This window comes from [Clostridium] clostridioforme AGR2157 (assembly GCF_000424325.1).
Taxonomy (GTDB): domain Bacteria; phylum Bacillota; class Clostridia; order Lachnospirales; family Lachnospiraceae; genus Enterocloster; species Enterocloster clostridioformis_A.
In genome coordinates this window covers 1-10,094 of sequence record NZ_AUJR01000081.1, presented here as the reverse complement: position 1 = coordinate 10,094, position 10,094 = coordinate 1, and the positions used below count along the sequence as shown (strand labels likewise).

Sequence of the window (10,094 nt, the reverse complement as noted above, 5' to 3'; positions counted from 1 at the left end):
CTTTCACGCCTGATTCCATATATTTTTTCAGGCAGAGCTTTACCGTCGGTCTCGAAATATCGAGTTTGTCAGCAATGGCTTCATCTGCCATGCCATCTGATTTTAATAAGAGGATTTTGGCTCTCCTGTGGACTCTGGCTTCAACAGTCCCCTTCTGTAGAATGGACTTTAAATATGACTTATCATCATTGGAAAGAAAAATAGGCGTAGCACTCTTTGGCATCATTTTACCTCCTGAAATGGTCTATAAGTATTATACCATTTCAGGATAATAATGTAAACTTATTAAAATCGAGTTATACTAGTCCGAAAGTAAATAAAGCTGCAGTACATGGGGTATCCACATCTGGTAATGTATCCTTAAAACCAATCCACGCAAATGCTAACCCAACAAGCATTGGTGCCATTGCAGATATAAACTTATCAATAAAGGTATAAATTGTTGCCACCATACCTGTTATATATTTTCCGCTCTGGCTTGCTTCATAATCATTGATGTCTGCTATCATCGGAGGAACTGCAGAGGTACATATCATTTGAGCGCCTTCTGCTACAATAGAAAACAGTAACAGTCCCACAGTAAACAATGAAAGGTGCGTAAATGGCTCGCCATACCCATTCACATATCCGGGTAGATTTAAGGTTTTAGGGTCTAAAAATAAGAATAAAAGAATAATGATTGTATTAAAAATTACGACCCCCCAGCTTCCTACTTGCATGGCTTTTTTTAGCCCTAATTTACTCCCAATCGCACCAACGCCTAGCGTCATCATCACAAGGCCAAAAATCGTAGTATATAGGGTCCATCCGCCGTTCAGCTCATAATTACCAATAATAATACCAAATACAACAACACCTACTGCACTAATCCGGCAACTTGCTGCCAGTTTATCTGTCGCTGCTGATACAATCAGCATTTGCAGTGGTCTATTTTTTTTCAGTACCCTTACATAATCCCCAAACTTCACAATCTGTTTTTCCTTCGAGATCGCTGTGAATTTTGGTATATCCTTTGGTGCAATAGAAATAAACGCAACTGCAATACAAATACTAGCCGTAACCGCTGTCAGCAGCCACATATCTTCAAATACACCAATCGAAGACATTTTTCCATATTTCACAACCAATGACGCCACATAAATCTGAACCAGTGCTCGTGACATACGAACTAATATAGTCCCTATAACGCTTGAAAACGGACGTTGTTTCGGATCATTCGTCAAGCATACATTTCCAGTATGCATACTTACATTTAAAAAGGTATAGCCAACATAAAACAACAATGCAAATACCGTAAAAAATACCCCTCTGGCTACTCCCGCTTCTGGCAAATGATGGGTTACGCGAAACATGAGGAAACTATTCACAAACAATAATCCCCCACCAATTGTCATACATATTCTCGTTTTCCCCACTCGATTTCCAAATTTATCAGCGACAAACCCAACCATAGGATCTGTCACAGCATCCCACAACCTCATAATCGTTGAAAAACTAGAGGCGAATATAACAGCCATTCCTACAAATCCATTTAAGTAGTAAGACATATACATGGTCAATCCCATGTATAGATTCACGGCTAGATTTACCCCAGAAAATCCAACAAGTCTCCAGTTTTCCACTCGGTGTATCCCATTTCCAACCCAATATCTTTCCCCATCTTGTTGCATTGAGTTTACCTCCTCATAAATTTATAACAAAATACTAGCACTTTCCACTTTCTTTATGATAGAATAAAATCATTATTAATAGTAAAAAATCAATCTGAGGGGACAAAGTTTGAAACAAATAGGATGATTGAGGGTGCTTTTTGGATTTGATAAGGGCATTGGCACTCCTGTCGTTGCGTGGGCTCAACCGGCCCAGGAAATAAGATGCTTCGATGACGGAAACACCGACATGTCGGGACCAATCTCAGAGAGAATGGGGATGGTGGTCATCGGATTTTGCAGCGCCCATCTGCAAATGGAGCGACATTTTGCGCCATTCATTGATGCCTTAACGGATGACCGACCTATATAACTATCGGGGTTGCCGCTATACAGCCCCGCCACTCACCTCCTCAGGTTCTGTAGTTTGCCAGCAGCCTACAAGAGGAGAATAACACAAAAAAAGACGAAAGGAAGATGGAGTTTGAAATGTTTCATAACCCCATCGGTGCCTTTCGCAGAAAGGCGGATTATAACTATGAATATTCAATTACAAACTGCCTGTCAATTAATTAATGACATTTTTCATTTACAAATACAACCAATAAATTCAAAAAAACTACTTCTTGGATTTAGCCAATCTCATATGCTACATACAATCCAAGGCTTTTTAGAACCACTTAACCTAAACAGCTTTATTCATTCATTAGAGTCTGGAACAATTTATTATATTACAGATACGTTACAAATCCATTTCATCTCATTGCTTCTAAACAATCAGCCTTTTATGATAGGACCTTTTTGCTCATTAATCATGACCGTACAAGACTGTGTAAAACATTTTAAAAAATATAATATCTCTAAACAGCTATCTGTAAATGATTTTCTAGCATATAGGAGTCAATTACCTGTTATTAATGAAAGGGAAGCCTTACATATTGCGTATTCCTTTGCCCATGTAATTGAACCAGATGTTATTAATTGGAATACTAAAATGATCGACTATACGAAGCAGATCTATAATGCGCTTTCTACAAATGACGACCTCCCCCTCCGTCAAAACTATTCTGAGCTAATCAGAGAACGTTACCAATTAGAGCAACGATTTATCCATGATGTCGAAGAAGGTAACTCTCATGCCGCGATTCTTAATTTAAGAAATATGCAACGTGATGTAGCATATCTAAAACAAATTGGAACTACTTTAGAAAATGAACGAATTGGGGCAGGTATCGTCCGTACAATGGCAAGAATTGCTGCGATGCGCGCTGGACTTCCCGCTACCACTGTAGATCTAATTTCCAGGAATCATACTTCTTCTACATTTAATGCAAAAACCGTGGAAGAAATATATAAAGAAAAAGAAAAAATGGTTAAACGCTTCTGTGAGGAAATTAGTATCCACAAAAAACATCAATATAGCAATTTAACTACAAGCGCCATTTATTATATTGAGCATCAGTATTCTCAAAATATTACTGTTGAGCAGATCGCGGATGAGCTAAATGTTAGTACAAACCACCTAATTTCTACATTTCGTGTTGAGACAGGTTATACACCCGGAAATTATATTCAAAGAATACGACTGCTCCATGCTACTAATTTATTATGTAACACAGATCTTAGCTTACAAGATATTGGTTCCTTGATCGGAATTGAAGATTCTAACTATTTTATAAAACTTTTTAAGCGTGTTTATTCCTGTACGCCCGGAAAATATCGTAAATATCATCGATTATAAAACTTTTTTAAATTTCGCAAAATATATCAGGATAATTAGAATAGGCGCGTGAAAGTGTGTCTGCTGTACGACGGCTTTTTTTCTTTTGCCGTCGCGGACAGATCGAAACATTATGAAGTTATAGTGCCGTTTCTTTCTTTAGTTGGTGCAAAGCCCATCCAAAACTGATACCAGCCATGACTACAAATAGCGCAAAGACGAAAAGTAGTTCGCCGATCTCAATATGTCCGTATAATATCAGAGAACGCAACGCATTGATTACATGGGTAAATGGGTTTAAGTTGATTATTGTTCCCAGCACACCGCCAATTTCATCTGCGGGAAATAAGGCAGTGCTTAAAAAGAATACAGGCAAGACGATAGCATTCATCACGGTTTCATAAACTACTTCATTCGGAAGTATAAGGCTGATACCGTATGCCAGACCTGACATGAAGAACGCTGTCAGGAATATCAATAGAACAATGATACAAAATCCGTCAATTCCTGTCGCAATTCTAACGGAAAACAGCAGGCTCACCAGTCCCATAATACTAACTTCAAGAAATGTGCATAGGACAGCTTCTAACAGTTGACCTAAAACGATAGCACTTCGTCGGACAGGGGCAATCAAAATGCGGAAAAAACTTCCGTCAGATTTCATCAGGTAATTCATAATCCCTCCGCTACTGCAAGCAGAAAAACTCACAAGAACTACCAAACCGGGGAAGATAAATGCAGTATAATTTTCTATGCCTGTGCTTTTCATTGTCTGTTCTGCAACCGAACTGAATAGGACTAACCAAAGAATAGGTTGTAATATCGTGATAACAATGGTAAAGGCATTATGGAAACGCCATTTCATATTCCGGTGTAGAATTGTCAAAACACTCATGCTTGTTCCTCCTGTCCGTTCCGCGTTAAGCGTAAGAACACATCCTCCAATGTAGGTTCGGTGATCTCAACACCAACAAACGGAATACTTTGTTCCAGAAGAAACGATGTGATTTCTGGCATATCGGAATGGCTGTTGTATGTATTGATAACGACAGCATTTCCACGCTGGAATATCTCTTTGTCTTGAAAATGCTCTTGAAGTAATACAAGGTTTATTTTGGCTTCTATGCTTGAAGAAAAATTCACCTGCAAGTTATTCTGCCGAAGCAGAGAACGTAGTTCGTCTGGTGTTCCTTGTATGACCTCTTTCCCGTCTTTCATTATGCAGACGGTATTGCTCAAACTATCCGCTTCTTCAAGATAGTGTGTAGTAAGAAAAACCGTTGTGCCGAAGTCGTCACGGATTTTCTTCACCATGTCCCACATCGCAATACGGGATTGAATATCCATGCCGACAGTCGGTTCATCCAGAAATAGGATTTTAGGAATAGCCATCATATTCAGTGCAATATCCAAACGCCGCTTTTCCCCACCAGAATAGGAAGATACCGGGTATTTTCTATTCTGGCTTAATCCAAAATCAGAGATTAGTTTTTCCATGCGTCGTCTTGCCTCTGCTTTGGGGATTTTATAAAGGCGGCTCTGGAACATCATGTTTTCCTCTAAGGAAAGATAAGTATCAATAGAGGTTTGTTGTGCGACACAGGCAATTTGAGAACGAATAACAGCGGTATCTTTATAAATGTCCTTTCCCATCATTGTGATCTCACCAGCGGTTGGGCACAAATAAGTTGTCAAGATGCGAATGAGCGTTGATTTTCCTGCTCCATTTTGTCCCAGCAGGGAAAAGATTTCACCCTCCTTGACGGATAAACTCAATCCGTTTAATGCCTGTACGCCATTTTTATACTGCTTTACAGCATTATCTACTTGGATAGCGTACATAAAAAATCAGTCCTCCTTGATTGGGAATTGAATTTCAGTAATGTATTTGTCAGGATTCCCTTTTAGGAACGCGGAAACTCTTTTGCTTCAATACCACTTCCCGCAGGGATTTCCTCCGTAGGTACGTTCCTTAATTTATTTAATTGCAATCCATACCTCGGAATGACCGTTTAGTGGTTTTCCCTCCATGGCGGGATATACTTCAATATCTGGAAATCCCGCATATTCATAGCCGGAAAACGGAAGCCATTCTGTATAAAAACGGCGGAAAACGGATTGCACATTCTCCTTGAAACAGCCGTCATTTTCAAATACTACCCATGTTGCAGCCGGGATTTCAAATTCAAACATCCCGGCAGGTACTTCCTGCTTCGAAGCAGCCGCAATATAGTAAAAAATATTTTTGGAGTCTTCATAGACGCTAACTCCCATAATCCTATTAGGTAGTTCATCACCCATCTGACACAGTTGCATGAACTGACTGCCTGACAAAACGTTCTCCCAAAATTGCGGAACAACCCTTTGATTTTCTTCCATATCCTCTATCATGGGAGTACGAATACCAACAAAACGCATAGCGGGTTTATCTATAATGTGATATGACATAGCATTTCCTCCTGTGACACTAACGGAAAACCTGATCGGTGGATAGGCATTTAATGTGATACCCTGATTTTTTGCAGCAGCAGGGGTAATTCCGTGAACAGATTGAAATGCCCTATTAAAAGCTGTTGGTGATGTATAGCCATATTCAAATGCCACGTCCAATACTTTTTTCTCTGTCCTTTGCAATACAAAAGCAGCTTGCGACATCCTGCGTTTGCGGATATATTCTGATAATGGAATACCCGCAACATAGGAAAATAACCTCTGAAAATAGTACGTTGAACAGCACGCAATCTGCGCCACTTCTTCGTAGGATATTTCTGTGTCAAGATGACCTTCAATATATTCAACGGCGTTGCTTAGATTTTTCAACCATTCCATCCTCTAACCTCCTAGTAAATATCATAACGCATACGATTTTTTAATTCCTCTCTTTTTGTGCACTCTTTTGTAAACTGGTGACATTTTTAGAGGTCTCCGTCGATCAGTTTTTCTTCCCGGATAAGGAAGTGGATAAGTCTACCCAGCGGCGGCAGCTTGACAGTCTGTTGGACGAGATGGAAAGTAAGGAACTCACGATCATCACCGCCACGGCCAAAGGTATACAGGAGGCGAACCAGGAGGAAGAATAATCCTCTGTCCACAACTGAACAGAATTACAGGAACACTATGGGAAATCTGCTCTCATGGTGTTTTTTCTTGCCTTTTTGGAAATGATTGCCCGGATGGTTGCGGAAGCCAGAAGGCTTGGCTACAGCGAATCCAGCATATGGACAAACATTCAGCCGGGGCTGAGGGCGTTTGCAATCTACTACGGCAAAAAAGGCATCTCTTTTTACGATCCTGAAATCACAAATGAATATGTAGGGTTACAGAAAGAACGGCTGTCCAGAAAAGAAATCTCAGACTATGCTCCTGCTCAGCACTTACTTCCGCATGACTTATACAGACCTTCTTCCCTCAGTAAGAGTATACGACCTCCGGCATCGATTTGCCACTGCTGTTTTGAACCGGTGGCTTGACGAAAAGAAAGACCTCAGTTCCCGTCTGCCTTACTTACAGACATACATGGGGCACAAGGATCTGGAGCAACGGCTTATTACATCCATCTTCTCCCGGAAAATCTGATAAAATCGGCAGGGATTGACTGGGAGGGCATGAATCATCTGATCCCACGGGTAGAATTATGGGAAAAGTAAAAGACGAGCAGTTATTCACACTTTTGCGGAATTTGGCTCTGTTTCCTCATGTAATGAATATGGTCTTTATCCGTTTCCATGTATCTGATGATTACTTTATGTTTTTGGCACATCTCATATGAGAATTGTTTGATATCATCCGATATTTGCTTAAATAGCCTAAATTGGCGTTGTCTGGGGCAGAAAATCCGATTGTAATATGAATAAAAAAATGATATAATGGATAACACTCTCTAGGTGCAAGTGGCATATAATTTAAGCAGGCAGTAGAAAAAAGGGACTATTTTCAGTAAATGGTTCTGTTTTATAAAAGATACCTGAAAACATTTGCGATTGCTATTTGAAATATATAGATTCTTCAAACGCCTTTTTCATAAATGAATGAAGCGTTGGTTTTATTTTACTGTAGATAAATACTGTATTTATGCAGTTACGGCTTAAATGCCAATTATAAACAAAAAGGAGTGGCGGAGATGTGCTTTTACATTGGAATCGAAGACTTGGCAGCAAACGCAATGATTGAGATGCTGAAAAAGGGTGGGCGGCGATTTCTTACTTACAACGAAATTGAATTGTATGGGGCAGAGGTGGTTCAAATCTTAAAGGAGAACGGAGAAAAAGCTGTTCTTATATTGTCAAGGGAAAATACGGATGCACTTTTTAGAAATTATTCGGAATTTTTTGAAGAAGGAGAGCAAAACGGAAAAAGGGGTATTAAATTAAAGGCTGATAAAGAAGTAGAGGATCTGATCCAACAGTTTAGAGGGTATTTAGCTTTGGATGTATTATTGGCATTTATGAATCAACGCTCAGTACAAGTATTGGGAGCATAGTAATGAAAGATTACAAAAGAGTTAAAGACCCTATCTATGGCTATATAAAGATTCCTGTTGCTTATATGACATATATTGTTGATACGGCTGTATTTCAAAGACTACGTCGAGTAATACAGACTAGTTATTCTCCGCTTTATTCCTCTGCAGTCCATAATCGTTTTGTCCATTCGATGGGAGTCTTTTATCTGGGAGAATTAACTGTTAATCAACTGATAAAAGAAGTGCAGGAAAAGGTCAGTTCGCCTATGGATTTAGAGGGAATTGGAGAACTATTTAAGCTTGCATGCTTATTACATGATGTAGGCCATGCCCCGTTTTCTCATACAGGTGAGGGGTTTTATCTTGGAAAAGATCATGATTATACACAATTACATAACAAACTGATAGAAACTATTGGAAATGAGAATTTTTCAAAAGATATTCCAGAAGATTCAAGTTCTGCCGCAGCACCTCATGAGATAATGAGTGCAATAATTGGCATATCTGAATTTGAGATGTTTTTTGATAGCGTGGAGCAGAAAGAGTTTTTTGCTCGTTGTATTACTGGGTACAAATATTCAGAAGGAACAATAGAAAATAATATAAAGAATTGCTTTATATCAATGCTCAATTCCAAAGTGATAGACGTTGATAAACTGGATTACCTTATTCGGGATGCATACATTACGGGTTTTGATACAGTCAGTATTGACTTTGAACGTCTTCTATCTTCACTTACAATATCAAAAGATAAAGGCAAGTATAAAATAGCATATTACAAAAACGCTATAAGTGTTATTGAGAACGTTGTTTATGCCCACGATGCAGAAAGGAAATGGATTCAAACACATCCAGTCGTATTATACGAAGCATATATACTCCAACATATCATTGGATACCTTAGTGAAAAAATTGATGATGACGATAAAAAGTTATTTTCACTGGAGTCATTAAGTAAAAAGGGACAGCAGTTTGAAAATGGTTTATCTATTTCCCTATTGTGTGATGATGACATCATTTATTTAATGAAAAATCCTTTTTATAGCCAATTATGTGAAGAGTTTTTTGAGCGCAGGATAAGAAGGCATCCTGTTTGGAAATCAGAGGCTGAGTATAAAGCTTTTGTATTAGATATGGCTTCAGGAGGAAGTTTGCTGGAAAAGTTTGAACAGGCCATGAGTGTTACAGCGAAATACTTAATCAAAAGTACTGATTCTTGGGTAATAAATGATTCATTGATTGCCAAACTTGAAAAAGAAAAAGAGACCTTGCTTGCTACTGATATGGACCCGGAAACCAAAAAGGTTCAATTAGAAAATAAGGAGATGATTTTAAAGGTAGTTCATTCTCTGGAAGGTTATGCAAACGAAAAAGGTATTAGTTGTAATTTTGTTATATTGATGGCATCACAGTTTAACAGCGGTTTTGGTAAGCCTGATTTCTCGGCAACGAATATTGCTTTTCAGACGAAAGATGGGGAAAAGGTTGCAGCTGTAGGGAAAATAGTATCCGCTATAGAGGCCAAGGAGAGAGATAGAGATAACTTCTTTTACCTTTTTTATAAGCGTAAAGACAGTCTTGATGTAGATAACGATGATATAGACAATCAAGAGATATGTAAGAAACTTTTTAAAGATGTTGTTTTTTAAATAGTATTCTGGCAAAGAGAGCTGTTTATATGTTATCATGTAGGTACATCTCCTTTTTGGTGGATTGGTTGATAGTTTCTAGGCAACTCTATTGTACCATAAACCATTGAGGAGATGTTTTTTTTGTAGCAAAAAAAATCCCGTATTTATGCGGGGTCTGGCGTTTCGCAAACGCCTATTAAATGGTATTTTAGAAAGGACTCCAGTTTTTGATAGACGGGCATGACTTTAAAGCCCTTGCTGCAAAGGCTTTAAAACAACTAAATGAACTACCCCGCAGCAAGCTGCGGGGTATCGAAGGTTGCAACCTCTACATATAATCCCATATGCTATACTGCTTTGTTTTCTCTACGTTTTTATAGATTGTTTTATAATTTTTTTCCTGTCCCTGTTCTTTCACATATCTACTTATGATTTGCTCATTCCCATGTTCACTCACCGTTGCTACGTAATAGCCATCTGTCCAGAATTCTCCTCCCCACAATTTTTTCTTCACTTGTGGACATTTCGCGAACACCTCCCGGGCTATGATGCTCTTCACTATTTGGATGATTGAAAAAGTTTGTTACGCAGCAAGCTGCGGGGAATTAAACCCTCTTTTTGATTAAATTTAC

10 protein-coding genes and 3 pseudogenes are annotated in these 10,094 nt (G+C 38.8%); 5 read left to right on the top strand and 8 right to left on the bottom strand.

Annotation, left to right across the window (positions count from 1 at the left end):
• The 3 genes and pseudogenes from G614_RS0122435 to G614_RS35205 all read right to left on the bottom strand — a co-directional run.
• A partial coding sequence (locus tag G614_RS0122435; RefSeq protein WP_242828185.1) for a helix-turn-helix domain-containing protein occupies positions 1 to 226 on the bottom strand: 226 nt, incomplete at its 3' end.
• Positions 227 to 296: 70 nt separating this feature from the next.
• On the bottom strand, positions 297 to 1,670 hold the full coding sequence (locus tag G614_RS28615; RefSeq protein ID WP_049948100.1) for an MFS transporter: 1,374 nt from the start codon (positions 1,668 to 1,670) through the stop codon (positions 297 to 299).
• A gap of 127 nt (positions 1,671 to 1,797) precedes the next feature.
• Positions 1,798 to 1,949 (bottom strand): annotated as a pseudogene (locus G614_RS35205) (transposase); the annotation flags it as partial.
• Between the two features lie 238 nt (positions 1,950 to 2,187).
• Between G614_RS35205 and G614_RS0122420 the strand changes: the two are divergent.
• Positions 2,188 to 3,390 (top strand): helix-turn-helix transcriptional regulator, encoded by a 1,203-nt coding sequence (locus tag G614_RS0122420; protein WP_027643704.1) that lies wholly within the window; start codon positions 2,188 to 2,190, stop codon positions 3,388 to 3,390.
• 118 nt (positions 3,391 to 3,508) lie between these two features.
• On the opposite strand, the gene G614_RS0122415 is transcribed toward G614_RS0122420, so the two are convergent.
• The 3 genes from G614_RS0122415 to G614_RS0122405 all read right to left on the bottom strand — a co-directional run bounded on the left by G614_RS0122415 (position 3,509) and on the right by G614_RS0122405 (position 6,198).
• Entirely contained in the window at positions 3,509 to 4,264 is a 756-nt protein-coding gene (locus tag G614_RS0122415) for an ABC transporter permease (protein ID WP_027643703.1), read from the bottom strand.
• Entirely contained in the window at positions 4,261 to 5,211 is a 951-nt protein-coding gene (locus G614_RS0122410) for an ABC transporter ATP-binding protein (protein ID WP_027643702.1), read from the bottom strand. Before G614_RS0122410 ends, G614_RS0122415 begins: the two co-directional genes overlap by 4 nt.
• Before the next feature lie 135 nt (positions 5,212 to 5,346).
• A complete protein-coding gene (locus G614_RS0122405; protein ID WP_027643701.1) occupies positions 5,347 to 6,198 on the bottom strand; it encodes an AraC family transcriptional regulator in 852 nt (283 codons plus the stop codon).
• A gap of 128 nt (positions 6,199 to 6,326) precedes the next feature.
• Here G614_RS0122405 and G614_RS28610 point away from each other — a divergent pair, with 128 nt between their 5' ends.
• Positions 6,327 to 6,449: a hypothetical protein gene (locus tag G614_RS28610; protein WP_330367068.1), complete on the top strand. Its 123-nt coding sequence runs from the start codon at positions 6,327 to 6,329 to the stop codon at positions 6,447 to 6,449.
• 54 nt (positions 6,450 to 6,503) lie between these two features.
• A complete protein-coding gene (locus G614_RS0122395) occupies positions 6,504 to 6,839 on the top strand; it encodes a hypothetical protein (protein ID WP_027643700.1) in 336 nt (111 codons plus the stop codon).
• Positions 6,840 to 7,063: 224 nt separating this feature from the next.
• On the opposite strand, the pseudogene G614_RS34735 reads toward G614_RS0122395, so the two are convergent.
• Positions 7,064 to 7,246 (bottom strand): annotated as a pseudogene (locus G614_RS34735) (transposase); the annotation flags it as partial.
• Between the two features lie 243 nt (positions 7,247 to 7,489).
• Between G614_RS34735 and G614_RS0122385 the strand changes: the two are divergent.
• The gene (locus G614_RS0122385; RefSeq protein WP_027643699.1) at positions 7,490 to 7,849 is read left to right on the top strand and encodes a hypothetical protein; all 360 of its coding nucleotides are present in this window, start codon (positions 7,490 to 7,492) and stop codon (positions 7,847 to 7,849) included.
• 2 nt (positions 7,850 to 7,851) lie between these two features.
• A complete protein-coding gene (locus G614_RS0122380) occupies positions 7,852 to 9,480 on the top strand; it encodes an HD domain-containing protein (protein WP_027643698.1) in 1,629 nt (542 codons plus the stop codon).
• Positions 9,481 to 9,790: 310 nt separating this feature from the next.
• Here the strand turns inward: G614_RS0122380 and G614_RS28605 are convergent.
• Positions 9,791 to 10,033, bottom strand: a pseudogene (locus G614_RS28605) (transposase); the annotation flags it as partial.
• Between the last annotated feature and the right edge of the window lie 61 nt (positions 10,034 to 10,094).

What these genes read in the sequence shown, in the direction of transcription:
- G614_RS28615 (WP_049948100.1), bottom strand. Translation starts at nt 1,670, where the DNA reads ATGCAACAAGATGGGGAAAGATATTGGGTTGGAAATGGGATACACCGA.
- G614_RS0122420 (WP_027643704.1), top strand. Translation starts at nt 2,188, where the DNA reads ATGAATATTCAATTACAAACTGCCTGTCAATTAATTAATGACATTTTT.
- G614_RS0122415 (WP_027643703.1), bottom strand. Translation starts at nt 4,264, where the DNA reads ATGAGTGTTTTGACAATTCTACACCGGAATATGAAATGGCGTTTCCAT.
- G614_RS0122410 (WP_027643702.1), bottom strand. Translation starts at nt 5,211, where the DNA reads ATGTACGCTATCCAAGTAGATAATGCTGTAAAGCAGTATAAAAATGGC.
- G614_RS0122405 (WP_027643701.1), bottom strand. Translation starts at nt 6,198, where the DNA reads ATGGAATGGTTGAAAAATCTAAGCAACGCCGTTGAATATATTGAAGGT.
- G614_RS0122395 (WP_027643700.1), top strand. Translation starts at nt 6,504, where the DNA reads ATGGTGTTTTTTCTTGCCTTTTTGGAAATGATTGCCCGGATGGTTGCG.
- G614_RS0122385 (WP_027643699.1), top strand. Translation starts at nt 7,490, where the DNA reads ATGTGCTTTTACATTGGAATCGAAGACTTGGCAGCAAACGCAATGATT.
- G614_RS0122380 (WP_027643698.1), top strand. Translation starts at nt 7,852, where the DNA reads ATGAAAGATTACAAAAGAGTTAAAGACCCTATCTATGGCTATATAAAG.